This is a genomic window from Bacillus sp. C-3-6 (genome assembly GCF_054509685.1).
Genome location: NZ_CM137247.1, coordinates 914,495 through 941,364, shown reverse-complemented (window position 1 = coordinate 941,364; position 26,870 = coordinate 914,495). Strand labels below are relative to the sequence as shown.

Annotated in this window: 24 protein-coding genes; 6 read left to right on the top strand and 18 right to left on the bottom strand. The window is 36.1% G+C overall.

Annotated elements, in window-relative coordinates; genetic code table 11:
- Positions 1-174: 174 nt before the first annotated feature.
- The 5 genes from ACW0JX_RS04770 to ACW0JX_RS04750 are packed head-to-tail and all read right to left on the bottom strand — an operon-like array spanning position 175 to position 5,608.
- Positions 175-1,146, bottom strand: a complete 972-nt coding sequence (locus ACW0JX_RS04770) for an ABC transporter ATP-binding protein (RefSeq protein WP_459245428.1) — start codon at positions 1,144-1,146, stop codon at positions 175-177.
- Positions 1,139-2,131: an ABC transporter ATP-binding protein gene (locus tag ACW0JX_RS04765; RefSeq protein ID WP_459245427.1), complete on the bottom strand. Its 993-nt coding sequence runs from the start codon at positions 2,129-2,131 to the stop codon at positions 1,139-1,141. Before ACW0JX_RS04765 ends, ACW0JX_RS04770 begins: the two co-directional genes overlap by 8 nt.
- 26 nt (positions 2,132-2,157) lie before the next feature.
- The gene (locus ACW0JX_RS04760; RefSeq protein WP_459245426.1) at positions 2,158-3,009 is read right to left on the bottom strand and encodes an ABC transporter permease; all 852 of its coding nucleotides are present in this window, start codon (positions 3,007-3,009) and stop codon (positions 2,158-2,160) included.
- 6 nt (positions 3,010-3,015) lie between these two features.
- Entirely contained in the window at positions 3,016-3,966 is a 951-nt protein-coding gene (locus ACW0JX_RS04755; protein ID WP_459245425.1) for an ABC transporter permease, read from the bottom strand.
- Positions 3,967-4,021: 55 nt separating this feature from the next.
- Complete coding sequence (locus ACW0JX_RS04750; RefSeq protein ID WP_089170495.1) at positions 4,022-5,608, bottom strand: ABC transporter substrate-binding protein; 1,587 nt, start codon at positions 5,606-5,608, stop codon at positions 4,022-4,024.
- Positions 5,609-5,925: 317 nt separating this feature from the next.
- Here ACW0JX_RS04750 and ACW0JX_RS04745 point away from each other — a divergent pair, with 317 nt between their 5' ends.
- Positions 5,926-6,264: a hypothetical protein gene (locus ACW0JX_RS04745; RefSeq protein WP_000141782.1), complete on the top strand. Its 339-nt coding sequence runs from the start codon at positions 5,926-5,928 to the stop codon at positions 6,262-6,264.
- Between the two features lie 164 nt (positions 6,265-6,428).
- On the opposite strand, the gene ACW0JX_RS04740 is transcribed toward ACW0JX_RS04745, so the two are convergent.
- Positions 6,429-7,406: an ornithine cyclodeaminase family protein gene (locus ACW0JX_RS04740; RefSeq protein WP_459245424.1), complete on the bottom strand. Its 978-nt coding sequence runs from the start codon at positions 7,404-7,406 to the stop codon at positions 6,429-6,431.
- 19 nt (positions 7,407-7,425) lie between these two features.
- Positions 7,426-8,430, bottom strand: coding sequence for a proline racemase family protein (locus tag ACW0JX_RS04735; protein WP_459245423.1), 1,005 nt, complete (start codon positions 8,428-8,430; stop codon positions 7,426-7,428).
- Between the two features lie 208 nt (positions 8,431-8,638).
- On the opposite strand from ACW0JX_RS04735, the gene ACW0JX_RS04730 reads away from it, so the two are divergent.
- Positions 8,639-8,869, top strand: a complete 231-nt coding sequence (locus ACW0JX_RS04730; RefSeq protein WP_100910561.1) for a YflJ family protein — start codon at positions 8,639-8,641, stop codon at positions 8,867-8,869.
- A gap of 182 nt (positions 8,870-9,051) precedes the next feature.
- Here the strand turns inward: ACW0JX_RS04730 and ACW0JX_RS04725 are convergent, their stop codons facing one another.
- The 3 genes from ACW0JX_RS04725 to ACW0JX_RS04715 all read right to left on the bottom strand — a co-directional run bounded on the left by ACW0JX_RS04725 (position 9,052) and on the right by ACW0JX_RS04715 (position 13,124).
- On the bottom strand, positions 9,052-10,005 hold the full coding sequence (locus ACW0JX_RS04725; protein WP_168411151.1) for a TRM11 family methyltransferase: 954 nt from the start codon (positions 10,003-10,005) through the stop codon (positions 9,052-9,054).
- Positions 10,006-10,158: 153 nt separating this feature from the next.
- The gene (locus ACW0JX_RS04720; RefSeq protein ID WP_000875329.1) at positions 10,159-11,766 is read right to left on the bottom strand and encodes an N-acetylmuramoyl-L-alanine amidase; all 1,608 of its coding nucleotides are present in this window, start codon (positions 11,764-11,766) and stop codon (positions 10,159-10,161) included.
- 308 nt (positions 11,767-12,074) lie between these two features.
- Positions 12,075-13,124, bottom strand: coding sequence for a M42 family metallopeptidase (locus tag ACW0JX_RS04715; RefSeq protein ID WP_000930086.1), 1,050 nt, complete (start codon positions 13,122-13,124; stop codon positions 12,075-12,077).
- Between the two features lie 126 nt (positions 13,125-13,250).
- On the opposite strand from ACW0JX_RS04715, the gene ACW0JX_RS04710 reads away from it, so the two are divergent.
- On the top strand, positions 13,251-13,430 hold the full coding sequence (locus ACW0JX_RS04710; protein ID WP_001027083.1) for a hypothetical protein: 180 nt from the start codon (positions 13,251-13,253) through the stop codon (positions 13,428-13,430).
- A 21-nt stretch (positions 13,431-13,451) separates the two neighbouring features.
- Here ACW0JX_RS04710 and ACW0JX_RS04705 read toward each other — a convergent pair whose 3' ends face one another.
- From ACW0JX_RS04705 to ACW0JX_RS04695, 3 genes are all read right to left on the bottom strand, one after another.
- Positions 13,452-13,778 (bottom strand): nucleoside triphosphate pyrophosphohydrolase, encoded by a 327-nt coding sequence (locus ACW0JX_RS04705; RefSeq protein WP_001277348.1) that lies wholly within the window; start codon positions 13,776-13,778, stop codon positions 13,452-13,454.
- 17 nt (positions 13,779-13,795) lie between these two features.
- Positions 13,796-14,113 (bottom strand): hypothetical protein, encoded by a 318-nt coding sequence (locus ACW0JX_RS04700; RefSeq protein WP_000738198.1) that lies wholly within the window; start codon positions 14,111-14,113, stop codon positions 13,796-13,798.
- A 121-nt stretch (positions 14,114-14,234) separates the two neighbouring features.
- Positions 14,235-15,047 (bottom strand): enoyl-CoA hydratase, encoded by an 813-nt coding sequence (locus ACW0JX_RS04695; protein ID WP_003269647.1) that lies wholly within the window; start codon positions 15,045-15,047, stop codon positions 14,235-14,237.
- Between the two features lie 455 nt (positions 15,048-15,502).
- On the opposite strand from ACW0JX_RS04695, the gene ACW0JX_RS04690 reads away from it, so the two are divergent.
- Positions 15,503-16,897 (top strand): O-antigen ligase family protein, encoded by a 1,395-nt coding sequence (locus tag ACW0JX_RS04690; RefSeq protein ID WP_459245422.1) that lies wholly within the window; start codon positions 15,503-15,505, stop codon positions 16,895-16,897.
- Positions 16,898-16,992: 95 nt separating this feature from the next.
- On the opposite strand, the gene ACW0JX_RS04685 is transcribed toward ACW0JX_RS04690, so the two are convergent.
- The 4 genes from ACW0JX_RS04685 to ACW0JX_RS04670 all read right to left on the bottom strand — a co-directional run bounded on the left by ACW0JX_RS04685 (position 16,993) and on the right by ACW0JX_RS04670 (position 23,553).
- Positions 16,993-18,855 carry an S-layer homology domain-containing protein gene (locus ACW0JX_RS04685; protein ID WP_459245421.1) on the bottom strand — a complete coding sequence of 621 codons (1,863 nt, stop codon included), beginning with the start codon at positions 18,853-18,855 and terminating at the stop codon, positions 16,993-16,995.
- Positions 18,856-19,001: 146 nt separating this feature from the next.
- Positions 19,002-20,090 (bottom strand): polysaccharide pyruvyl transferase CsaB, encoded by a 1,089-nt coding sequence (csaB, locus tag ACW0JX_RS04680; protein ID WP_416474665.1) that lies wholly within the window; start codon positions 20,088-20,090, stop codon positions 19,002-19,004.
- 142 nt (positions 20,091-20,232) lie between these two features.
- Positions 20,233-21,753 carry a putative polysaccharide biosynthesis protein gene (locus tag ACW0JX_RS04675; protein ID WP_064532641.1) on the bottom strand — a complete coding sequence of 507 codons (1,521 nt, stop codon included), beginning with the start codon at positions 21,751-21,753 and terminating at the stop codon, positions 20,233-20,235.
- A gap of 330 nt (positions 21,754-22,083) precedes the next feature.
- Complete coding sequence (locus ACW0JX_RS04670; RefSeq protein ID WP_064532639.1) at positions 22,084-23,553, bottom strand: SulP family inorganic anion transporter; 1,470 nt, start codon at positions 23,551-23,553, stop codon at positions 22,084-22,086.
- 187 nt (positions 23,554-23,740) lie between these two features.
- Between ACW0JX_RS04670 and ACW0JX_RS04665 the strand changes: the two genes are divergently transcribed.
- Both ACW0JX_RS04665 and ACW0JX_RS04660 read left to right on the top strand, forming a co-directional pair.
- Positions 23,741-24,205: a Rossmann-fold NAD(P)-binding domain-containing protein gene (locus tag ACW0JX_RS04665; RefSeq protein ID WP_459245420.1), complete on the top strand. Its 465-nt coding sequence runs from the start codon at positions 23,741-23,743 to the stop codon at positions 24,203-24,205.
- A gap of 134 nt (positions 24,206-24,339) precedes the next feature.
- Entirely contained in the window at positions 24,340-24,537 is a 198-nt protein-coding gene (locus tag ACW0JX_RS04660) for a hypothetical protein (RefSeq protein WP_001098258.1), read from the top strand.
- A 554-nt stretch (positions 24,538-25,091) separates the two neighbouring features.
- Here ACW0JX_RS04660 and ACW0JX_RS04655 read toward each other — a convergent pair.
- On the bottom strand, positions 25,092-26,648 hold the full coding sequence (locus ACW0JX_RS04655; RefSeq protein WP_459245419.1) for a fatty acid--CoA ligase: 1,557 nt from the start codon (positions 26,646-26,648) through the stop codon (positions 25,092-25,094).
- Between the last annotated feature and the right edge of the window lie 222 nt (positions 26,649-26,870).

Here is a 26,870-nt window from a genome sequence, read left to right as displayed (position 1 = left end):
ATATCAACGATTATTCGATTATATCGATCGTAACTCCGAATATATCAACGTTTCGACACAACATATCGATTTACCGACAAATTTCGAGCGCGTTATCTCCTAAACTAACAACCAATCCCACATCACGTTCACCTACAAAGAAAAAAAGCACCAGGTCCCCCTAGTGCTCTCCCTCTAAAACAAATGACAAGCCACCTGATGCCCCTTCGCAATCTCAACCATCTTCGGTACTTCCTGCGCGCATTTTTCAGTGGCGAATTTGCATCGCGTTCTGAATTTGCAGCCGGATGGTGAGTTTAGTGGGCTTGGTACTTCTCCCTCTAGGATGATCCGTTCTTTACCAGTGTTTGTTGGATCTGGTTCTGGCATAGATGAGAGTAGTGCTTGTGTGTATGGATGTGCCGGTTTTGTGTATAGGTCTTCACTATCGGCAATTTCTACTATGTTTCCTAAGTACATGACTCCGATTCGGTCTGATATGTGCCTTACCATCGATAGGTCATGTGCGATGAATAAGTATGTGACTCCTGTTTCTTCTTGGATGTCTTGCAGCATGTTTACGACTTGTGCTTGGACTGAGACATCGAGTGCTGAGATTGGTTCGTCACATAGGATAAAGTCTGGTTTTACAGATAGTGCGCGCGCGATGCTAATGCGCTGGCGCTGGCCTCCACTAAATTCGTGCGGGTAGCGATATAAATGTTCTTCTTTTAATCCTACCTTTTTCAGAAGGTCTAAAATGATTTCTTTTTGTTCTTCTTTTTCGTAGGAACCGTGAATATTCATTGGCTCGCTAATAATTTGGAATACATTCATTGCCGGATTTAATGATGCGTATGGATCTTGGAAAATGATTTGCATTCGTTTTCGATATTCTTTTAGTTCACTTTCCTTTAAACTTGCGATATCTTTTCCTTCAAATAAAACGTTACCTGAAGTGACATCGTGTAAGCGAATGATACTTCTTCCTGTCGTTGATTTTCCGCAGCCAGATTCTCCTACTAACCCGAATGTTTCACCTTTTTTAATGGTGAAGCTAAGGTCATCGACTGCTTTTAATTGCTCTGTTTTCCTGCCAAATAGTCCTTTTTTAATAGGAAAATACTTTTTTAAGTTCCGAACTTCAATTAAGTTTTCTTCATGCATGGAAATCACCTACTGTCTTATCGTTTAACCAGCACATGGAACGTCTTTCGTTTCCGATTTCAAAATATGGCGGACGTTCTTTTTCACAAATGTCCATCGCATGCGGGCAACGCTCTGCGAATGGGCAACCTTGTGGCGGGTTTAATAAGTTTGGCGTTACACCTTGAATAGGAGCGAGTCTTTCTTTTACGCCGTTCGCTATTTTTGGCAAAGAGTTTAATAGCCCTTTCGTATATGGATGATTCGGCGATTGGAAAATATCAAGTACAGGTCCTTCTTCCATAATAAGCCCGCCGTACATAACGATGACGCGCGCACAGTTTTGCGCGACAATTCCTAAGTCATGCGTAATAAGAAGTAACGCCATATTCGTTTCGTTCTTTAAGTTTTTCATTAAATCTAGTATTTGTGCTTGTATCGTTACATCAAGTGCAGTCGTCGGTTCGTCCGCAATGAGAAGGTCCGGGTTACACGACATAGCCATTGCGATCATAACCCGCTGCTTCATACCGCCGCTTAGTTCATGCGGATATTGTTTTACCCTTTCTTCTGGCGACGAAAGGCCGACTTGTTTTAACAAGTTAATCGCGATCTGCTCTGCTTCTTTCTTTTTCACTTTTTGATGACGTATAATTACTTCCATCATTTGTTTCCCAATTTTCACGACCGGATTTAGCGCTGACATTGGGTCTTGAGAGATAAGTGAAATTTGATTTCCTCTAATAGAACGTAATTCTTTTTCAGATTTAGAAAGTATGTTTTCATTATGAAAAAGGATTTCCCCTTCTTTCACTTTTCCTGGTGACGTAACGAGAGACATAACAGACTTCGCCATTACACTCTTTCCGCTTCCAGATTCCCCAACGATACCGACTACTTCTCCTTTATTTAAGCGAAATGTAACGCCGCGAACCGCTTCAACTTCGCCACTTTCTATGAAAAAAGAAGTCTTTAAATTTTTCACTTCTAGTAGTTTTTCAGACACGCTTCTCACTCCTTTCACTTAACACTTTAGTTTTCATGTCCGGCTCCTTTTGGTGCGAAAGCTTTCTTCAACGCTTCACCAATTACGTTAAAACTCAGTACCGTTAAAAGGATAAGAAATCCTGGGAAGAGCGTTAAATACCAAGCTTCACCAATATATCCTTGCGCATTGTTTAGCATGCTGCCCCAAGAAGAATCTGGTTCTCTAATACCTAAACCTAAGAAACTAAGTGATGATTCCATTAAAATCGATGTCGCAATCGTTAATGTCGCGGCGATAATAATGGTTGATAAAATGTTAGGAATGATATGTCTTACAATAATCATAAGTGATTTTTGTCCTGATACTTTTGCGTATAAAACGTACTCACGCTCTTTTACAGATAACGTTTCTGCCCTTACAATGCGCGCGGTGTCCATCCATGTTAGTAATCCGATAATAAGAACTAACGTCGTAATTCCTGGTTTTAAATACGCATTTAATAGTAGCATTAAAAAGAATGATGGAATTGACATAAGTACTTCAACAACTCGCATTAAAAAGTTGTCTAACTTTCCTCCAAAATATCCGCTAATTGTTCCGACTGCGGTCCCGATTGTAATAGAAACAACCATCGCAAGGAAACCGACCGCAAGTGAAACTCGTCCGCCATATAACGCTCTCGTTAAGTAATCCCTTCCGTAATCATCCGTTCCGAAAGGATGACTCATACTTGGTTCTTGTAAGCGATCTGGAATTGACATTTTACTAGGATCGTACGGCGATACGAATGCGAAAATTGATGCGACCGTTAAAACCGCAAGTATAATAACTCCCATTGCAACAAACTTATTTTTCGTAAAGATATGTTTGATCGTTTGAAATCTCCTATTATTCATTCCAAATCACCCCCTCATTCGAATGCGCGGATCTACTACGCCATATAAAATATCAGCAATTAAGTTACCGAGAATTAACATGAATGATGATAGTAATGTAATTGCCATGATAATCGGATAATCAAATCTAAAAATAGCATTTACCCCAAGTGAACCAAGACCCGGCCATGAAAATACTGTTTCCGTAATAAATGCTCCACCTACTAAACTTGGAATCGATAATCCGAAAATTGTAATGATCGGTATTAGTACATTTCGAAGTACGTGATTAAATAACACTGTTTTCTTTGAAGCGCCGTACGCATATTGAATTTGTACATATTCTTCTTCTAATTGCTGAATCGTACTTGAACGAATATATCTCATATAAACAGATACGTTTTGGAACGCTAGCACCATACAAGGTAAAATGCCGTGTTGCACAATATCCCAGACAGAATCTTTACCAACGGTGCGCATACCCATACTCGGAAGTAGGTTCAATTTTAAAGAGAATAAGTAGACTAATAGTAGTGCAAACCAGAAAACCGGCATAGAAATACCAACGTATGAAATAAAGTTTACAATGCGGTCAAAGAATGAATTCTTTTTCACACCTGTAAATAGTCCAAGCGGTATTGCGATTAGGAATGAGACGAGTAAAGATGATCCCATTAACCCAATTGTTGCAGGTAATCTTTCTGTGATAAGTTCCAAAACAGGACGATGATTTTGAAGTGAGTAACCAAAGTTTCCTGTTAAAATGTTTTTTAACCATAAAAAATACTGCACGTAAATTGGTTGATCTAGTCCTAAACTTTTGCGAATACGCTCCACATCAATTGGACTCATGTTTGGCGTTACAAAGTTTCGAACCGGATCCCCCGGTGCTAGTTTTATTAATAGAAAAGAAATAATAGAAATAACAAATAAAAGCGGAATTGCATTTAAAAGCCTCTTCGCAATTACTTTGTACACAAACTTCCCCCCTCAAGCTAAAGAAGCTGATTTCCACCAGCTTCTTTATTGTTTCTTATTTCACTTCATAAATCTTAGATAGATCTTCAAACATGGTGACAGGAATTGCTTTTGCTTCTTTTAATCCATCAAACTTTTTATCTACTGCAATAACTGCTTTCGGATACGCGATTGGTAGATAAGGTACGTCTTCTCTAGCTGTCTCTTGAATTTTATGGTATAGCTCTGCGCGTTTTGTTTTATCTATCTCAACTGCAGCTTCTTCCCATAACTTATCGAAATCAGCGTTTTTATATCGTGCATAATTGTATTCAGCATTGCTTAAGAATAAGCTCTTATATGAATCTGGCTCAGGTCCCATTATGTAACCACCAAATGTAATGTCATATTCTTTATTCTCTTTATCTAAGCCTTTTTCACTTGCCGCACTAGCATCTAATGCATTTAGTTCAACTTCTAAGCCAACTTCTTTTAATTTTTGTTGTGTATATAACGCTAAGCTTTCCATAATTTTATTATTCGTTACATACATCACACGTACTTTTTCTTTATCTTTCACGCCAGCTTTTGCTAATAAATCTTTCGCTTCTTTTTTATCATACTTATAGTCTTTAATATCTTTCGCATAATACATAGCGTCTGGCGTTAAGATTGAATTTGCTGGTTCTGCAAATTCACCTGAAACGAATGCTGAGTTAATCATTTCTTTCTTATCTAACGCATGCGCAATTGCTTGGCGCACTTCTTTTTTCTTCATAAGCTCCGTATTCATGTTATAAGATAAGTAGAATAATCTACCTTCAGGGAATGTCACCATTGAGAAGTTCCCAGTGCTATCTAGTTTCTTAAAGTCTTGCGGCTCAATCATCTTCATGTTGATTTGACCATTTTGCAGTGAAACATTTGCTGTATTACGGTCTTTTACAACTCGGTATACGATAGAGTCTAATTTAGCTTTCCCACCTACATAATCATCAAATCGATCTAATGCAACGTACTCATCTGATTTATACTCTTTAAACTTAAACGGACCTGATCCTACAGGCTGTAAGTTTTTCTTACTCTTCGCTAAATCTGCTTCCCCTTCAAATACATGTTTCGGAATTGGGAAGAAATCATTCATCACACCTTCGAAAGATGCGCTTACTTGTGGTAAAACGAATTGAGTTGTTAACTCATCTACCTTTTTCACCTCAAGCGGCTTTCCTTTAAAAATAAAGTTTTCACGACTTGAGCTATTTTGCTTCTCATCCAAAATAGATTGGAATGTAAATGCTATATCGTCTGATGTAATTTTCTTACCATCATGCCATTTCAAATTATCTTTTAACTTCAGTGTCCACGTTAATTGATCTTCTGAAGGCGTAAAGCTCTCAGCAAGAACAAACTTTTTCTTACCGTCTTCCATATGATATAGCGGCGCATATAAAGCCTGCTGCACAGTTAATGACACACGATCATTCGCATAAAGCGGATTCATCGTATCTGGATTATCGCTAACACCAATCGTTAACGTTCCTCCATCTTTCGGAGTCCCTGATTTACTAGTGCCCGCTTGCTTCGAATCTTTTTCCCCTGAACAAGCAGCTAATGCAATAAGTAGTATTAGAACAAATGGTAATGCAAATAATTTCCGTTTCATCTTTCGGCCCCCTCAAACTAGTTATACCCATAAGAAAACTCGGAATTAATCCCGAGTTTTCTTATAAGTTTTAAATTACCACTACCTGTATGTAAAGTCAAACTTTTTTGTAAAACTAGAAAGTTTGAAATCTATTAATGTATTCTTGCGATAAACTATATTTATAAGGATGATAAAATAAAAAAACCTCGAATAGATGGCCTCTTAAAATGAATAAAAAAACTAGAAACTTACAGAAAACACCTCTAAAATGATTGTTATATATGACCGAAAATATAGAATGGGATTAAAGACAAAAACACATTTAGGAGGTTATCATGACATTTGATGAATTGAAAAAAAATAAACCAACAACCTCATGGGTTGAGTATGATGAAGATGGGGAATTTTTTACTGAAGAAAATATAAGTGCAACAAATACAGTTCTTGACACTTACATTAACAATTTACAGCGATTAGGAGAGAATCCAACCGAAGTCGAAGTAATGCAAGTTGTTAAAGAGGTAGTTATTAAATTAAATGAATTAAATATCGAACATGACCATTTTATCGAAACAATGGAAAGAGAAGATCTCTATGAATTTATCGATACAGCAGCACGAATAGCTGGCTTAGAATCCGAGGAAGATATAACAGAAGAATGGCGTGAATGGTAAAAAGTTGCATCTCTAATAATTAGAGGTGCAACTTTTTCATATACCAATTGAATGAATGATTTGATGTCCGCGCAGAATTTATATATTTCAACATAATATTAAAAGGCTTCAATTATAAATACTAGCACACCCATCCTGACAAAAAATACCACCAAAAGGCAGTCTCAAAACTCAATCTTATTCCCTACTCCTTGCTTCACCGCTTTCTCATACAAATACTTCGCAACGATAATATCTACTACCGCTAAACCAACTGATTTGAAAATAGTAATCTCTTCATCATTTTCGCGGCCAGCTTTTTCTCCGCTTATAATTTGACCAAGTTCAGCGTGAATGGCGTTTGCTTTGAATAGACCTTCTTTTATCGGAACTTGAAGGTCTCCTGTTTCGTCTAGTGCTGCTTCTTTTGATTCGACTACTACTTTGTTTGCGCTTGTGATGGCGTGTGAGGGTAGTTCTTGCATGCTCGGTCTGAATGAGCCGACGGCGTTTACGTGGACGCCTTTTTGTAGTGTTTCTGAGAAGACTGGTGTGGTTGCGTTCGTAGTTGTGACGATGATGTCTGCTTCACGTATTGCTTCATTTGGATCCCTGTAAACGTAAGCAGGTTTACCAAATTTCTCTTGTATATGTTGCGCAAATGCATATGCTTTTTCTTCTGTTCGATTGTATAAAATGACTTTTTCGATATCTCTAACTGCAAATATTGCTTCGGCAATTCCTTTCGCTTGTTCGCCCGTGCCGATAATGCATAAAGTTTTTGCGTTATGACGAGCTAAATATTTTGTCGCTACTCCTGATAAGGCGCCTGTTCGGATCATCGTTAAGTACGATCCTTCTAAAAGTGCAAGCGGTTCTCCCGTTTGAAAGTCTGATAGCATCACAATCCCGTTGATCGTTTTCTTTCCTACCTGTTTGTTTTGCGGGACTACCGTTACTATTTTTATCCCAAGCGCCTCAAGCCCTTCCGCTACTGAAGGCATAATTAATGCCGTATTTTGCTCGTTCGCAAATGGTAACGAACCTCTTATTGGTGTAATCGTTCTTTCTGCGGAAAATTCTTTTAAAGCAAGCGCCGCGTATTCAATAACTTCATTCATATTTACTAAGTTTCTTTGTTCGTTCGCGCTTATAACTAGCATATCTTTCCACCCCCTTCTTCTATCCTATCAAAAACCCTCGGTTCAAATCATCTCTCGGATCTACAACGAACTGATGAAATCCTGTAATAGATGCATGCCCCGTTACTTTCGGAACGACAGCTTCATATGTACCTACTGCTGTTACCGACAATACTTCTCCCTCGAATTTCCCGTCAGTAATGCATTCGTGGACGAAAATTTCTTCCTTTTGTAAGGCATCTTTTTCAAAAAGAGTTGCGATTCTCGCTGAAGTTCCTGTACCGCAAGGAGAACGGTCTACTTGCCCATCAGCAAAAATCGTTACATTTCGTAGCGTAGCACCTTTGTCTTTCGGTTCATCTGAAAAGATAACGCCGTATATTCCTTTTAATCCTTCTTCAAGTGGATGTTTCACTTCCATTTTGCTCTCTATATAATGTTTAATTTTACCGCCCCACGTTTGAATAGCGGGCAAGTCTTTAAAATCAACCTTCAAACCAAATTCTTTACAGTCTACAACAGCGTAAAATGCTCCTCCAAACGCGATATCTACTTGAAATTCATAGTTATCTATTTTAATAGGAACGTCTTTTTTGTATACAAAGGAAGGAACATTTTCAAATGATACAGATTCTACTTCACTCCCGTTATATTTTGCATACGCAACAACTTCCCCAGCAGGGCTATCAATAATGAACTTTTGTTTTTCACCCTTTACTTCAAACATGCCTGTTTCAATTCCAACTGTAATGACAGCGATAATGCCGTGACCACACATCGTACTCCATCCTTCATTGTGCATAAATAATACGCCAAAGTCAGCGTGAGCACTTGCTGGCGGTGTAATGATACAACCGTACATTCCGTGATGCCCTCTCGGTTCATACATCAGAATTTCACGAAGGTAATCCAAATGTTCCATACAGTATGCGCGTCTTTCCAGCTGCGTTTCCCCTTTTATTTCTGGCACGCCGCCCGTAATAATTCGAAGCGGCTCCCCAGCTACGTGTGCATCAATCGTTGTATATATTTTACTAACCTTCATTTCTATCTCTCCCCTATACGTTGATACTATTTCCAACGCAAGTATCATGCCAAATCGTATAGCATTACTTTTTTCAAATCCCCTCAGTAATGTGTATTCTTTTTTCAACAAATTCATATACAACTGTCTACTTTTTTATACACGGCTTGGATGTTACGTTATAAAACACCTCGATAACTTTGCAATTCCTCTCGTACACACATGTAGGATTCCTTTTACCATTATTATTTTCAATGTAAAGTTACTTCGTCCCCCAACATATACTGTTCAAAAGCAAAAAGGAAGTGATCCCATGTATTACGGAACAAAGGGCTGGTACGTAGCTGAACTAAAAAAATTAGGTGTGCGCTATCATGAAGGAAGAAAACTAGAAAGTTACCGCGGACACATATTACGCAATTTATTAATCGCACAACAAGAAAAATTAAAAGAACAGTAACATTCTAATGTAACGATATCGACGATTCTCGGAATATATCAGCGATTCAACACAATATATCGGCGATTTGCCATGGAATATCGACTTACCGACAAATTCCGCTAATTCATCTATCTACACCACCAACCAATCACACATCAAACTACACTAAAAAGGTCACCCAAACGGGTGGCCTTCCTTTCTTATTCACAAACAAGAATTTGTCTAGTAAATGATCCTTTTCTTGTAATACAGCGATCTGTAATTTCAAATCCTGCTTCATGGATCATGTCGTCCATTGTCTCCATCGTTACAACGACTACCTTTTTAGCGATGCGGCGCGCACTTGAAAGAATGGAGAGCTGATCTTCTGGTGTGGCATGCGTAAATAAGTCGTATGGCATATCAATAATGGCAACGTCATAGTTCTCAGTAATTTCCTCGATTGGTCCTTTTGTTACTGTTCCTTCAAATCCGAAATGTGCGATGTTTTTTCTCGTTCCAAGAACTACAAGTGGATTTATATCTCTACCAACGATGTTAATCCCCATAGAAAGTGCTTCTACTACTACTGTTCCAATACCGCAGCAAGGGTCAATTGCTCGTACTCCTTCTGGATTTGGTACAGCGATATTTGCAACCGATCTCGCAACACGTGTGCTAAGTGATGTCGAATAACTATGCGGTTTTTTTATGTGATGATACCAAACTGGTTCGCTTTCTACATAGTGCCCGAAGTACCAGCGTCCTCCAAGAGGAACAATCCCGAATACACGCTCTGGATTACGAACATCCGCTTCTCCTTCAATATGCATGCCAAGGTCTCGTTCAATAAGACGTCTTTCTCCATATTCAATTTTATTTTCTCCAACGAGGTCATTGATTTTAACGAAGATAACTTTAAACGACGCCCCCGCTAAATCAATTTGTTCCACTTGTTTTAAAATGCTTTCTAAGTCGTCTCCTTCATACATAACTTCAATTCGCTCTTTAATAAACGCACTTCTACTCGGGTCAATTTTGACATCACTTTTTAAAATATTAACGTGGGACTCCATTCCAAAGAACGAGCGCATTTCCAAGTAACATAAAGCACGCTCCTCCTCACGAAATGCATACGTATATATACAGGCAGGTGTTTTACTATGATTACTCAATCTATTATCATCCTTTATCGTTTAAAATTGTTATGATTACAATTATTCAAATACTTTTCTTTTGTATATAAAATTAAATGATATCATATGCCGGAAATAAAGAGAAACGTTAATAAATAAAAGAGACTGCCAATGGCAATCTCTTATTATTTATTAACGGAAAGAAGACACGTTGTTACCCATTTCTTCATAGTAATCTAAAATACCTTGATAAATAGCTTCCGCTGCACTTTGTCTCTGCGCTGGTGTAGCTATTTTATCTGCATCACTTTTATTATCTACAAATGCTAATTCTGCTAATACAGCTGGCATTGTATTTTCTCTAATTACGTATAAATCGCCTTTTTTCACACCACGATCTTTTGTTCCCAGTGCATCTACAAGACGCTCTTGAATTTTTTCTGCTAATAAACGACTTTCTGATACGTTAGGATTTGTTCCTCTTGCTGTCGCTGATTCATAGTAGAATGTTTCTGTACCTTGTCCATTTTTCTCTTCCGTGCCATTACCATGAATACTTACAAAAATATCCCCATTATTTTTTTGAGCAAATTCTACACGTTTCTTTAAAGAATCAGAAGCACTTGTTCCTGGACGTGTATCATCTGTACGAGTGAATAACACAGTAAATGGTGTCTTTTTCTCAAATATTTTCTGTAATCTCAATGATACATCTAATACAGTTTCACTTTCTTTCTCATAATAACCTGGATTACCTGAATCCGCTCCACCATGACCTGGATCAATAATAATCGCTTTTCCTTCTAAGAAGTTACCTTGCTTCACTGGATTTAATTGATTTTTATTAACCCATTGGAAACCAGCGCCCATGCGGATACGAATCCAGCTGCCGTTCTCTTCAATAACAGTTACTTGCTGTGCGTTATGTGTTCCCATTACTTTTGACGAAGAAGAAGCTTCTGCATAAGTAGTGAATCCTTCATTAATAACTTCTGTTTTCTCTACTAAAGGTGTCCATTTATCACCGTTACTTGTTGCAATTTTGATCCATCCATCTCGTTCTTCTTTAATTTCAACCGTTTGTGGGTTATGCTGATTTGCACTAATCCCAGAACTTAATGATGGTGCGTGATATGTAATGAATTTTCTATCTATGTACATTTTCTTTGTTTCTACTGGACGATCACTATTCTTGCTAAATTTATCTGTTTGCGCAGTAAGCTGAGCTGCTTGTTCACGCGTAATAGAATCATTCGGTTTCCAGCCATTCTCTGTACCTAAAGAAAGTTTTAATTCTACTAAAATATTAACTTCTTCTTTACCCCAATGATTCTCTAAATCAGCGAATTTTGTAGGAACTGGTCCTGTTACTTTGCTTTTCAGATTATATGCTCTTACAAGCATAGCTGCCATTTCAGCACGAGTTACTTTTCCTTCAGGATCAAATACTCCTGGTTCTCGCCCTTTAATAATATTCTCTTTTTCCATGGCTGCAATAAATGAAGCTGCCCAATTATTTTTTGCATCATTATAAGACGGCTTTGCATTCGGATCTACTTTAGCACCAATTGCTGTTGCGATAATCTTTGCTGCCTGGGCACGTGTTAAATTTCCGTATGGCATAAAGTTACCATCTGGCATACCGTTAATTACATTTCTCTCTACTAAATAATAAATTGCGTCTTTCGACCACGCACTATCTGAAACATCAGGAAATTTCTTCGTTTCTGCTAAACTACTAATTGGATGTGCTAGTAAATTTGCTGCTAATAAACCTGCGGCTATTGCTTTGTACTTCATGAAAAATAAATCTCCTCTCAAAACTTCATATTCATACAATTTTTTTATTCAAGCTAACTAAAAAATATTAACTATTAATTAATTCCTTTCATAGTGTATAACATTATATATCTATAGTAAATACGTTTCCGGCCGTATAACAAAAATCGTATATATATAACTTATAATGAATGTATATAAAATAAAACTTTAATCAACCCACAAATAGCAGGATAAAAAAACGATTAGGACATGTCTCCTAATCGCTTTGCCAAATAAAAAGCTGATTAAAAATATTATTTTTAATCAGCTCTCTATTATCTATGAAATTATTCTTCAATTAAATTAGACATTACATATGCATACACTAATGCTTCTGTATGCGCAATAGAACTTTCATGTGTACGTTCAAATGCGTGAGAAGAATCAATACCCGCTCCAATTAAAGCATGTTTCACATCAAATCCCGCGCGAATCGCAGCTGATGCATCAGATCCGTAGTATGGATAGATATCTACTTTATATTCAATATGATTCGTTTTCGCAAGCTCTACTAAATGTTTACGCAGTGCGTAATGATACGGGCCGCTAGAGTCTTTTGCACAAATAGATACTGTATATTCATCAGATGTTTGTCCATCACCTAACGCTCCCATATCAACTGCTAAGTATTCAACAGTTTCTTCTGGAATATTAGAATTACCACCGTATCCAATCTCTTCATTATTAGAAATTAAGAAATGCGTCGTATATGGTAATGTTACGTTTTCATCTTGTAATCTTTTAATTAATTTTAATAAAATCGCAACACTTACTTTGTCATCTAAATGACGTGATTTTATGTATCCACTCTCTGTAATTTGAACGCGCGGATCAAATGACACGAAGTCTCCTACTTCAATTCCTAATTCGCGTACTTCATCAGCTGAAAATACGCGCTCATCAATACGAACTTCAATATTTTTCTCATCGCGTTTTGCTTCACCTGCATCTTTATATACATGTACAGATGTTTGATGCATTAAAATCGTTCCTGTATACGTCTTGCCACTTGATGTTTCAATTTCGCAATATTCTCCTTCTACAGAGTTCCAGCGAAATCCACCAATCATAGAAAGACTCAGGCGACCATCAGGCTTAATTTCTTTCACCATCGCACCTAACGTATCAACGTGTGCCGTTAATAAGCGGTGCTGCGCATCATTCTTCCCTTTTACCGTTAAAATAAGAGCACCCTTATTATTACGTTTCGTTTCTACGTTCCACTCACTTACATAGTTTTCAATGAAATTAATAATTTTTGCTGTATTTCCAGATGGACTCGGAATAGAGACAAGCTCCTTAATCAGTTCCATCGTTTCTTTCGTATGATGTGCCATTGTCGTTTCCTCCTCACTTTCTCTACTATTCAGTATACAAAATTCGCCAGAAAACCTCTACTTATATAGCTTAATTTTCTAAATTGTAGTAAAATTCTTTTTAGTATACAAAAGGAGTCCTGAAATATGAATATATCAAAAAAATATATACACATTGCACTCATTTGGTTTTTAGCATCATTATTTTGTTTACAAATCTCTTATGCCATTCATACTACTACTTCTATTACAATCGGCTGGATATTAACAGCTATCTTCTTCATTATTAGCTTCATTGCAACAAAAAAGCATAGCGTTACTCATTAACGCTATGCTTTTCCTATAAAACTATTCTTCTGAAACGTCTAATAAATAAATACCTCTTTCAAATCCACCGCGCTCTACTTCTTTTTTCTTACGAAGGCGTTCCACATCTTCAATCGATGCACCTTCTGCACGTGCTAATGAAATGATAACTTCTAGCGCATCCGCAAGAGAATCTAGCGCATGTTCGCGTTCTTTCATAGAAGCAAATTCACGAATTTCTTCCGTTCCAATTTTCGCTAAAGCTTGTATGTAGGCTTGACCTGTTAATTTTTGTGCTGTATATGTTTTTCCAGACATTAAAATCTTCTCTGGAACACGATCTCTTACTAACTTGTTATATGCTGACATCATTCATCCTCCTATATTTAATAACATCCGAGCTCTGCTTTATAAAAAAACCATTTTTTCTTCACGCATGCACTTAACATATCAATTCCTGATCCATGTGCTCTTACATGCGGAAAAAAATAGTGCTCTAAGTCTTCGTCCTTACCATATAGAGTTTGATACTCATCTGGAATCGCTTCTTTTTTCACATCTTTTTCTTTCGTCACCCCGTCAGAAAATGCAACACTTGGATGTCCCTCAAAAAATAACGCAGTCCGAACTGCCAAAGATGGTGTACTATGCAAAGCAGAATATGTAAGCAAAATAATAGTGATAACACCGATCATTTTCTTCATGTATTACTCCTTAAAAAAAGTGCTAACACAATTATACTAAAATGTGTTAGCACTTTCTCCCCTTTATCCCGAATTAACGAGCTAATAATCAGTGAGGAATGGACAAAATCCTCACTTCACTTTATTCCCCTTTAAATGCTGGTAAACGTTTCTCTAAAAACGCAGCAATTCCTTCTTTATGATCCGCTGTTTGTCTCATTGCATATTGACCACGCTTCTCTAATTGCAATGTTTGCTCTAAATTAGAGCGATTTACTTCACATAAAATTTGCTTCGTTTGAATCATCGCTTTAATCGGTTTTTGTGACCATTCATTAATTTTTTGCTTCACAGCCGTTTGGAAATCTTCGCCGATTACTTCATCAATTAAGCCGATATCAAGCGCTTCGCTCGCTGATAATTTCTTACCTTCCCAAATAATTTGCTTCGTCATATTTTCACCAACGCGCTTTTGAAGGAAGAAATGACCGCCTCCATCTGGAATTAAAGCGATTCCAATAAAGTTCATCGCAATAACAGATGATATATCCGCCATTACATAATCAGCTGTTAACGCAATACTTAATCCAAGACCTGCAGTTGGTCCATGAATTGCACTAATAACAAGCTTTGGCATCGTATATAATGTCACGACAACTTCAGAAATGGTATTCATAATGCCATCAAACTTACTTTCATCATTACTTGAAAGCATCGATTTAATATCCCCACCCGCAGAAAAACCACGGCCGTTCCCGCATAACACAACGATATGCGCAGAACTTTCCGCTACTTCTTTCAACTTTTGTAATAACTCTTTTAAGGTTGGCTCATCTAACGCATTTAACACCTCTGGGCGATTGACCATAACCGTTGCAACGTGGCCTTCATATTTCACAACGACAGATTCTGTTTTACTTGTTATTTCCATTATATATACCCCTCTTTTCTCCATAAAGATTATACTTATATAATTATAGAGAACCATTGAAAAATCCTTCTTTTTTCTCAATTTTCTGTCTAATAATCTCGCAATTTGTACATATACCGTATAAAACATACAATTCCGTTGAAAAATATAGAAATTAAAGTCGGTTTATCCATGCTTTTCATCTATTTACCATTACAATGAAATGGTGTATTCTTAAGTTTGATAAAGTGAGACTTTAATCAGTGGGGGGTGTTCATCCCCCACTGATTATTAGTCCTCACCAATCGGGCTTTTACGGGCAGTTGATCCCCACCTAACTTCTTTGCTTCCACTGTATTGTATTTTGAGGCGGGGTCTTACTGCCCGTTAATGCGGGATAAAAAAACAAATATTGAAATTCATTCGCCTTACTATGTAAAAAAGGCTTTATACCCATCTTTTGGGTGTTGTAATAAAGGAATGAAGAACTGGAGGAACATATGGTTAATAAGTTGAAACAAACGGATAACTACTTCCCACATTTCCTATTGCTATTCATTGTGTTTCAACCAATTTTAGATTTATTAACATCTTTTTCAATCTATATATTACACATGAGCGCAACAGTTGGAGTTGTAGTCCGTTTCGCCTTTATGCTTCTTGCATTAGGATACCTACTTCTTCATCACAAACAACAAGATGCGAAAAAGTACATCCTCTATTTATGTTTACTCGGAATCGCACTCGCAATCGGTCTTGTAAATAATATGATGGTTAAATCTCCAGTTTCATTTGGAGAAGAAGTTAAATTTATCTTAAAGAGCGTATATCCAATTGTGCTACTGTTTGGATATATTATCGCCTTTAAAGAGCTAAAAAATAAAGAGTATGTATTTCATAAAATCATTACATATTTCTTATATGCAACTTTAATTTTAAGTATCACTATGATTGTCGCAATGCAAACTGGAACGGATTTCCCAAGCTATCCTCACTCAAAAATTGGTTCAAGAGGTTGGTTCTTCGCTGGAAATGATTTAAGTTCTCTTTTCGCCATTATGTTCCCAATCATTGTCTTATATTCGATTCATAAAACAACTTCTTTCTCGAAAATATATTACTGGATTCCAACAATACTTGCGATGTATGCAAGTATTATGGTCGGAACGAAAGTCGGATATGGCGCAATTGTTATTACATTAGGCGTAGTACTTTTCTTCTCATTCATTGAATATATGATAAATCGTAAAAAAGAAGGAAAAGGATTCACACATATTGTAAATACCGTTGTTGCCGCAGTTATACTAGGAGGTTTAATTGCTCTTACACCGCATACTCCTATCGCAAAAAATATGGGCATTCACATGCAAATATACGAATACAAAAAATCAGTACAAGAAGAGAAAGATCGAAAAGAAGGAAAAGTAATTAAAGAAGATCCAGAAGATGCAAAAAAACATGCAAAAGGTGAACTTACAGATTCTGAAGTAAAAAGTTTAATTTACAGCGATCGCGACAAATTCTTAAAAACATACAAACAGTACTATAAAGACGCACCGCTTTCACAAAAACTATTCGGAATGGGTTACGCTGGTAACTACACAGATAAAATTAAATTAATTGAAATGGACTTCCATGACCTATTTTTCGCATTTGGAATTGTCGGTTTCCTTATTTACTTAATACCACTTCTATACTTTGGTATTAAATTATTCATCCGCATGATCACAAACTTTAAGAAAATCATGACCGTAAAGTATATGCTATTAGCGAGCACACTCATTCTATCACTTGGCATCGGCTTTATGTCTGGCCACGTATTAACAGCGCCAGCCGTTAGTATTTTCTTCGTTGTTATACTCGCTTATATCATTGTTGATTTTGAAATTGAATAAAGTGAAACTTTAATCAGTGGGGGATTACTGCCCGTTAATGCGGGATAAAAAAGAAGGTGCTACGAAATATTAGTAGCACCTTCTTTTTTATTTAATTAATGTTTTACATATTCTAAGCTTTCTTTTGCAATATACGCTTCTGTTACAGTAGGATTATCTGAAATAATTTTAACCCACGATTTTCCATTTATTATTTCTTCACCAGTAACTGTAACAACTACATTTGTATTTAAACGATACAGTCGCTCATTTGATATACTAGGATTCTTTTTCACTTCCACGTTATTCATCACACGTGCAAGTTTGTACTTGTTGTATTCTTTTTTACCTAAATAAGAATCAAAACGGTTCATATGCCCCGCTACTTTTTTACCCCAGTTCGCATCAGATGCATATTTCGCATTTAAACCAGCAGCTTTATCACCTGTATATGTTGCTGTATAACGCCAATGTCCTGGATTTAAATATCCTTCATTCATGTATAATTTTGCTGCATGTTCAATACAATCTTCTTTTGAATTGAATGCTTCTCCGTTACCATATGGACTATCGTCTGTTGCTTTTAAACCAAATAAATTATTTTTGTCTTTTGCAAGAGCGCTTGTTCCATAATAACTTTCATGAATTGCTAATGAATATAAGAATAATGCATTTACATTATACTTGCTTTCTACTTCTTTAAATTTCTTTCCTAAACCAATTAATGGAGAGTCTGGCTTAATCGATTTCACATAACTATCTAGTTGTTCAGCTGTATAATCTGTTTTCGAACGTAATGATAAATAATTGAAATATTGATAGAAAGTTTCGTCTCCAAATGTCTTTCCATCTACACTATACATTTGCTGTCCTTGCTTCATGAAAGAAGGTGCCACACCATATCTAAATTCTGTATATCCAGGTGAACTTGTATTATATGTATAATATTTATGGTATAAATATCCATCTGATTTCACATAATAAGACGACTGTTTCATTTCATTTGTAGGAATTAAAGTGATTTCATTCTTCTTCACATAACCTGTCAAACCAGAAAGTTGAACTTTCACACGATCTTCGCCAACTTCTAACACTTTCAATTCTGTTCCATACTGAATATACGTATATACTGTTGACAAATTCTCATCATAAATATTAATGATGTTTTGCCCAGTTATTCTTTTCGCACTTGCAAAACCATCTTTAATCCATAAAAATTCGTTCTCGTATTTCACCGCATTCATACCTTTATTTTGAGCAGCCATAACCGCTTCTTTATACGTATTATAGCGCTCTACTTCTTGCTCTGTTCCATTTTCTCTTACATTTGTCACAACATATTTCTTAGTTTCTACAGGATTGCTATTTCCGTTTTTTTCAATCGTCTGAAGCATGCGATCCAACATAGCTGAAGCCATCCCTCTTGTAGCTGATAAATGTGGTCTAAATGTATTATCTTCTGGATACCCTTTAATAATTTGAGTAGCCACCATAACTTGCACATGCTCTTTATAGTTAATACTATCTTTATCAGTAAAGGTAAGCGGACTTACAGCTACTTTAATATTTTTATAGTCTAACGCTCGCTTTACCATTATCGACATTTCTTCACGTGTAATCACATCATTTGGTGAGAATGTCTCGTTCGTACGACCATTAATAATTTTCGCTCCATATGCTCTACTTACACCATCATATAAACCGTAAGTCTTCGGCACATCCTCGAAATTCGAATCAGCTTTCGGTAAATTTAAAGCCCTTGCTATGAATGTAGCAAACTCTGCTCTTGTTACTAATTTATCAGGCGCATATACATTGTCTCCATACCCCATTAAAACTCCTTTAGTAATAAGTGAGCGCATATGCGTCTCAAACATATGTCCTGTAATATCATCATTTGCCGCATAACTTGAAATAGGAGTTAAAAGTAATGATCCCGTTAATGCCACTGCTGTTATACCTTTTGAAAAAGTCTTCAAGGTTATCCTCCTCGTAATCTACGAATTTATTATCACAAATTTGATTATATAATAATCACAATCATTTTAGCATAATAAATAGGAATTAAAATAAAACGTTTTTTAATTAGAATTTTCATTAAATTCAAAACAAATTAAAAGACACTTTACTTTTTTAATAAAGTGCCTTTTTCCATATGATCAATGAGTTTCTTTGTTGCCTGTTTGCCTTGCAACCGAAGCTCATCTATTGTCAATTGTAACTCTTGCTGCACAGTTCCTTGTTGCATTAATTGCTTTTTCGCAATTTCATATAAATATTCAGCACTCCATTCGCCATCCACACTTCCTATAACTGGCTGATTCACTTGACTTAAAAACGAATCAATTTTCGGATCGTATGAAATCCCGACCATTGGAGTTTTGGCTACAGCAGAAAAAACTAGTGCATGAAGACGCATACCAATTAGTAATGAACATTGTGATAAAATGAATATTTTCTCGTCGATATCCATTTTATATGGAAGTATATACGTCTCTTCTCCCATTAAGTCTACTACTTCACGCGAAGCTTTTTGATCAAATGGCTCATGCATTGGAACAAATAGAATTTGGTATCCTTCTTGCTTTAATTTTTTTAATGCCGCAGCTAATTTTTTTATATAATCTTCTTTTGCATTCCAATAACGCACACTAACCGCGATTACTTTTCCATGTATCGAATGCTTTTGCAACCAATCCGATTGTTTTGTCCGTTTCCATGTTAAAACAGGGTCTGGAACAATTTCAATATCGTTTTTTATGCCAAGTCCTTTTAAATATAAAAACGAATCCTCATCTCGAACTGATACATAGGAAGCTTTTGACAAGTTCCATTTTACTAATAGACGATTATATCCTTTTGTAATTGGACCTATTCCTTGTGAATAAATATAATACGGCTTTTTTAATAATCGAGCGAGTCCCATAATACCCGTATAATATAGAATACTCTTCGTACTTGTCTGATCTTGAAGAAGGCTCCCGCCACCACTAATAACTCCATCACTGTTTTTGATCGCATGATAAACAGCTTTTATATCCCAGCGATCTACCGATTCTACACCATACATTTCCTTTGTATATTTAGAATCATTTGATAGTACTACTAGTTCTATATCCGGGTTCTCTTTACTTAACGATTCAATAATTGATTGTAGAATCGCCTCGTCTCCAACATTATAAAAACCATAATATCCTGATAAGACTAAACGCACCCTAAATCTCCTCCAAAACTAGGTAACCGTTTATTTCATCTAACATAAACTGGTACCCATTCCTTACCTAAACACTTAATACCCTACATAGTTTCCTCTTTATCAGCTCATATGAATTTTAATAAAAAATTAAATTTTATATTTATCTTTTCAAAAATGGTATTTTTTTTATTGATATCCATTTTAATTTCAAAGCACATACACCATACAAAATGGTTGTAATACTTAATGCTATACCACTGAATAATAACGTCATAATTCTTGAAGATGTAACATCTATCACATTAAATAGTTCATACAATCCTAGTCCTAAAATAGATGCTATTGCTAGCACACCAAAAAAGCTTTTTAAATGAATAGAATAGGCAATATAGCTTCGAATATACAAATGATTTACAATACAAATCAATACGTAAGTAATGAATGTACTATACGCCGCTCCATCTATGCCAAACTTCTGCACGAACATTATGTTTAACACGACTTTCACACAACTCGCACCAATAACAATCCATGCAGCTTGTGCAGAACGATTAATGCCCTGTAAAACACCTATTGATAATACCATAACCGCAGTAAAATACGAACTGCCAATCATAACTGTTAACATACTGCTGCCTTTTACGTCTGTGAACAATCCGACATTTAACGGTACTGTTAATGCCATCAACCATATTGTTAACGGTGCTGTCAAAACATGCGCTAGTCGATTTGTATTTTGAATTGTTATTTTCGCCAAATTTATATCTCTTTTGGCCAATGCGGAAGTTAAGAGTGGTATTAACGGAAATACAATTGCACTTGCAAAAATAACAATTATTTGCGTGAATGCAAAACCGCGACTGTATATTCCAAATTGTTCTTGAATTTCTGTTGATGATCCTTGTAATACATGCGGTATTGTAAGCGAGTCTACTAAATTTAAAAGTGGCATTGATAAAGCTCCGATAGCGATTGGGATCGATACCCTCAATATCTTTTTGCCGTTTTCTCTTAAATCTCGGAGTGAATAGGAATTGCTTTTATTGTAGTATGGACTTCTATTATATTTTATACGCAAATATATAAGCGAACTAATGACTCCAAGAAAAGAGCCAACCATCGCACCACTAGTAATAACAGTATTACTCTTATCCCATGATACTAGTATGTAAGCAATTATTAACATAAAAAACACACGTACAAATTGCTCAATGACCTGTGATACCCCTGTTGGTTTCATATCACCGAAACCTTGAAAATACCCTCTATAAACTGCCATGTATGGCGCAATGAGTAATGCTAATGAAGTAATAAGCAACGGCATTCTAGTTTCTTGTCCACCAAGCATATTTGCAATTTCAATAGAAAATAATACAATGACTAAACAGCCGAAAACGCCAAATGCTATCCCAATAATTGACGCTGATTTAAATAATTTCGCAATTTCCTTTTGCTTATTTTTTTCGTTCAACTCTGCAATTAGTTTCGAAATTGCAAGTGGAACTCCGGCTACCGATAATGTAAGAGCAATCATATATACAGGAAAAACAAGACGGAAAATACCGAGTACTTCATCTCCTGCAATATTTTGTAATGGAATTTGAAAAAAACTACCAAGCAATTTTGACAAAAAAGTTGTAATTGTTAAAATCGCTGCTCCTTTTACAAATGTTTTATTCATATTTTTTCTCTTTTCTTTTATACATATACTCTCAAACATATTGTTTTAAACGATAGGGATTCACTTTATCCCATTGGTTATCATAACAAATTTATTATAGGTTGAATACTTGGTTTTTTTTACAAAATAGAAAAGAGAACCAATTTACGCCTATCTCTTCACACTCTAATTTCTAATTCCTTCCATTATATGTACACATTATAACTGTTTTCGTTACTCAAAAAGAGCTCTTCTCTATCACTGCGGTACATATTACTAAAAACATTATAAGAATATCCCACAACTCTACATTATAATGTATGTAAAATTGTGAGATATTCTAATTACCATCTAAGCACTTAAGATTTTCAATTGTTCTTTCTGTTCATCGCTTGCCATTACTATGATTGTTTTTTCAATACTCGGATGTACTTGCTCAAGCTTTACACTTGCTCCTACTTTATTTGATTGCTCAACAAAATTTAATAATGCCATAGCTCCTGATACATCCATATAACGCACATCTTTCATACGTAAAACAACCGGTGACTTCACATCTTGTAAAGTAGAGAAAATACGATCTACTGATAGGAAAGAGAGCGGCCCTTGAATTGTGTATGTTTCTTCTCTTTCTTTTACGATAGAAGTTTTACGTTCTTTACATTTCACCATATATATGATGAACGAAAGAATAATACCGAATGCAACAGCAATCATTAAATCGAACTTCACCGTCACAATCATCGTTACGAGCATAACAACGACATCACCTTTAGGAGCGACATGCATCTTTTTCATGCTTTCCCAGTCGAACATTCCAATACCAGTTAAAATTAAAATACCTGATAGTACAGCAAGTGGAATATATTGTACGACCGAACCAAGACCCATAATAAAAATGAATAAGATAACACTATGCATACATGCCGAAAGTGCCGTTTTACCGCCACTTCTTATATTCACGATAGACCTTACAGTCGCACCTGCACCTGCTAATCCGCCAAACAATCCGCTCATCATATTACCGATACCTTGTCCAACGAGCTCTTTATTACTTTTATGACGTGTACCTGTCACATTATCCATTACGACCGATGTTAACAACGAGTCAATCGATCCTAATAAAGCAATACTAAGCGCTGGTAAAATAAGTGCTGCTATTCCTGTTCCACTTAAAGATGGAATATGAAGCGTAGGCATCGCTTCTGGAATGGTTCCAATCTTTTCAATTACTTTGTTTAATGAAAGATTTCCGATAATCGGTAAATTTACTGTAAGTCCTTCGAGTAGGGAAGAAAATAAAGGTAGCAAAGCTGTCACACCGACTAGTGCTACTAAACTAGACGGAATCGCCTTAATCCATTTACCAGAAACAATCATTACAATAATCGTTAACACAACAAGTAGAAAACTATTTTGTACGTGCTTTATTTCGCCTAAAATAATGATTAATGCAATACCATTCATAAATCCTGAAACGACAGGATACGGAATATATCGAACGTAAGAACCGAGCTTACATACACCGAATAAAATTTGAAATAACCCTGCCATCATAAAGGCAATAAAACTTGCCTCTAACCCGTGCGTCGCAATAACTCCTGTTGCGATAACGGTAATTGGTCCAGTTGGCCCCGTTACTTGTCCAGGTGTCCCGCCAAATAACGCTGCGAATAAACCTGCAAAAATCGCACCATACAATCCAACAAGCGCTCCCTCAGACGTTCCTGTCGCAGCAATACCAAATGCAATCGCAAGTGGTAACGCAACAATCGCAACAGTAAATCCTGCTAAACATTCCTTTGCTATTTTTTGAAACATAAAAAAACCACCTTTGTATAAAGTCCATGTTCCATTGTACACCTAAAAAGATACATTCGTTAGTTCACTTTTTACATTCTCGTGACGTAAACGTATTCAATGAAAAGTTTCCCCCTTATCTTTGGAAACAATTGCAACTATGCTATAATGAACAAATTAAATCTTTTACTATATACTTGGAGGCACTATGCTAACTTTTGAAGAAAAATTATCGATTATTGAATCTTTCCCAGAACTAGAAAGAAAGAACGTATCATTAAAACGTGTAAACTTCCACTTTGAAGAAAGTCGTTTAGATAAAAAGAACGTTGTATTTCATTTACACCCAAATGGAAATGGATTTGTGTATGCAAGCGGTATTAACGGTTACAAAACGGATGATAAAGGTATGGTTAACATCCGTGAGTTTTCAGCAGAAGAATTACGTTCAGTAATTGAGAAATCAATTGACCTTCTATCACAAGAAGAAGTAGTAGCACCTGTAGAACCTGCGAAAGAAGAAGAATGGCAGAACGAAGATGGTCATATTCTTACTCTTATTTCAGAGGATGACATGTGGAACGTGTACGCTGGTGTAAACTTAGACGGTACATTCAACTCTTATCCAGAAGCTGCGGAATACCTTGATGAAGAAGGGTTTTCACGTAAATAAAAATAGAAACCTATTTCATTCAACGACTTTTATAGTAATCGAAAAAGACACTTAAGGTGTCTTTTTTTGTTATATAAACTCCTTTCTCACACTATCTCTATTAATTTTCATAAAATGATTCAGAGGAGGTTTATATGAATACAACTGCTAAATTAATAAATTGGAAAGAACATGGCGATATGATTATTCTAGAATGTGAATTAAATGGAAAACGCTTCGAGATATCAACATATAAACAACGAATATATAATGCACACCTTTTATCAGCTGACGTTTATATTCGTTTAGATTCATCTGATAATATAATTGGAATAAATATCTATAAAAAGTAAGAAAAGCCCACTATTCCGTAAGCGGGCTTTATCTTTATTACAAAATGTTAGAGTATACTCTCTTTTTTTCATACAGTTTATGTAATTATACATATTCATTAAAAAATACACTAAATGAATATTACATGTAGTAAAATATAACTTGTGGGCACGTTCTATAAAGCAGATTCTTTTAAAAGGCGTAACATATCAATTATTATAGGGGATGTGGCGTCACTTCGATATTGATCTCAAATCTCTTGTCTTTTGTGAACTAACAATCTAGTGTATATAGACGATTCTGCTTTATAGTGTGTGTTTACACTCATAACAAAGGGGTAATGGTAATACGGATAGATTCCGATTCGTATGAAATGAAATGGTTCAAGTCGGAGAGAGGCACCTTAAGGTGTCTTTTCTTTTTGGACATTACATCCATTTTGTTTTTCCACCTTATTTCAAATGCGCTAATTAACCTTCACCAAGAAGAAATGAGAATTAAAAAAGATATTGTTTCTTCTGTTTAATACAGAAAAATGAAGGATACCCCATAGATATGGGGCATCCTTCATTTTCTATTTTTTCGCACCTTTCAGTGACTCCCTCAGCACAAACTTCTGCAACTTCCCGCTCGCATTACGCGGAAGTTCATCTACAAATAAATAATGACGCGGACGCTTATAATCTGCTAATTCGTCACTTTCTTTGCAATACGTTTCTAAATCAGCTTCTGTTATTGTTTCATCTTTCTTCACAATAACTGCCACAACGCGCTCTCCCCATAATTCATCTGGCTCACCAAGTACCGCCACATCTAATATACCGGGATGACTATGAAGGAAATCTTCAATTTCACGAGGGTAAATATTTACGCCACCGCTAATTACCATATCATCAACACGATCTGCAACGAATAAATAACCATCCTTATCAAAGTATCCTAAATCACCAGAATGATACCATCCTTTATACATCGATTTTTCATTTGCCTCTTCGCGATTATGATAGCCAGCCATCATAGTTGGGCCGCGTAAAATAATTTCTCCTACTTCATAAGGAGGTAATACATCATCTGGTTCTGCCGGTGCATCCTCGTTCGGTTTCACAATACGAACTTCATGACTAAAGCATGGCGTGCCTGCTGAACCAGCTTTCGTAATTTGATCCTCCTCTACGAGAAACGCCACAACTGGTCCCATTTCTGTCATTCCGTATATTTGAACAAGGTCAATATAAAGACGTTCTTTACATTCCTTCACTAACGCCGGTGCCATTGCCGCTCCGCCATATATACCGATTTTCATTGAAGTTAAATCATACTGAGTTAAATCTTTTTGCAACAACATATTCCACATCGTCGGTGCTGCAAAGAACGTCGTAATCTTTTCTTCTTGAATCGTATGTAATACTGTTCCTGTATCAAAATGATGCAAAATGACATTCTTTCCGCCAACTTGAATGCGTGGTATGATTCCGGCATTTAATTCACCACAGTGATATAAAGGTGCAACAACAAGCCCAACGCTATTTCTATTATATTTTAGGAAATACGTACAAATCATACTATGCTCAGCCATTTCACGATGACGATGTAATACGCCTTTCGGATGACCTGTCGTACCGCTCGTATAAAGCATTGAACAATAATCCATTTCATCAATTTCGATATTTACTTTCTCAGAAGATGCTGCATTCACTTTTTCATGGTAGGAACTTGCATAGGAAGGTTTATCGTTTTCTATAGACCAAAAAGATGTATTTGGAAAATCTCGTTCAATGATAGCAACAGTTGACTCAACTGCTTTTTCAAAGACAACGACTTTCGAGGATGCGTCCTGAAGAATATAAGATACTTCTTTCGCCTTTAAGCGGAAGTTAATCGGGTTAAAAATCGCACCAATTTTCGCACAAGCTAAGTAAACGTTTACAAATTCATGGCAGTTATATAAGTAAACAGATACTGTATCTCCCTTTCTTACTCCGTCTTCTAATAAAGCGTGTGCCGTTTTATTTATTTGTTCATCCCACTGTTTATATGTCCAGCGAATATTTTTTTCAGGTTCCACTAACGCCTCTTTATTCGTATACTTACCAACAGATAAATCAAAAATTCTCCCTATCGTCATGTACATGCCAACAATTTCCCCCTTTTCTCTTTCATAAATCTATCATTTCGTCCATAAGTAGACATTGTCCTTCAATGTTTTGACTAATTTTTCTGATTATTATCGACATAGTTTTACAACACGTGCAAATCGTTGGCACATGAAATTATATCAGCGATTTTTCGAATATATCGACTTACCGACAAAAACTGACAAGATATAATCGGCCCCCGTTACTGCAGGATAAAA